Below are 964 nucleotides of genomic sequence, written 5' to 3' on the forward strand. Positions count from 1 at the left end.
CATGGCGACCCCGGAGGTCTTCACGGGCTTCTCACGCCAGCGTGGTCTGGCCCCGGACGGCCGCTGCAAACCGTACGCGGCCGGGGCGGACGGCACGGGCTGGGGCGAGGGGGTCGGCCTGGTGTTGTTGGAGCGGTTGTCGGACGCGCGGCGCAACGGTCATCGGGTGTTGGCGGTGTTGCGGGGTTCGGCGGTGAATCAGGATGGTGCGAGCAATGGTTTGACGGCGCCGAACGGTCCGTCGCAGGAGCGGGTGATCCGGCAGGCCCTCGCCAACGCCGGGTTGGCCGCATCCGATGTGGATGTGGTGGAGGGTCATGGGACGGGGACGACGCTGGGCGATCCGATCGAGGCGCAGGCGTTGTTGTCGACGTATGGGCAGGAGCGGTCCGGGGAGCGGCCGTTGTGGTTGGGGTCGGTGAAGTCGAACATCGGGCACACCCAGGCTGCTGCCGGAGTTGCGGGTGTGATCAAGATGGTGCAGGCGATGCGGCACGGTGTGCTGCCCGCGTCGTTGCACATCGATGAGCCCTCGCCGCACGTGGATTGGGAGTCGGGAGCGGTACGGCTGCTGACCGAACCGGTGGAGTGGCCGGAGGGAGAGCGCCCGCGCCGGGCCGGTGTCTCGTCCTTCGGCGCCTCGGGCACGAACGCGCACCTGATTCTGGAGCAGGGCCCGCAGACGACGCCCGAGGAGCCGGACACCGAGGAGCCCGCAGGGACGGTGCCCTGGGCGCTGACCGCCAGAAGCCCGGAGGCGCTGCGGGAGCTTGCGGGTCGCCTCGGTGAAGTGGCCGGCTCCCCGGCCGAGGTGGGCTGGTCGTTGCTGCGGACGCGGTCGGTGTTCGAGCAGCGGGCTGTGGTGCTGGGGGAGGAGCGGGAAGAGCTGACGGCGGGCTTGGCGGCGTTGGCGTCGGGTGAGCCGTATCCGGGGTTGGTGTGCGGGTCGGCGGTCGGCGGGGGA

1 protein-coding gene is annotated in these 964 nt (G+C 71.2%); it reads left to right on the plus strand.

Going from position 1 to position 964, the window contains the following annotated elements:
- The coding region (locus JW613_RS35455; RefSeq protein ID WP_209215310.1) for a ketoacyl-synthetase C-terminal extension domain-containing protein at positions 1-964 on the plus strand (964 nt) is incomplete at both ends.

Origin of the sequence: Streptomyces smyrnaeus (genome assembly GCF_017676345.1) — a bacterium.
Classification (GTDB): domain Bacteria; phylum Actinomycetota; class Actinomycetes; order Streptomycetales; family Streptomycetaceae; genus Streptomyces; species Streptomyces smyrnaeus.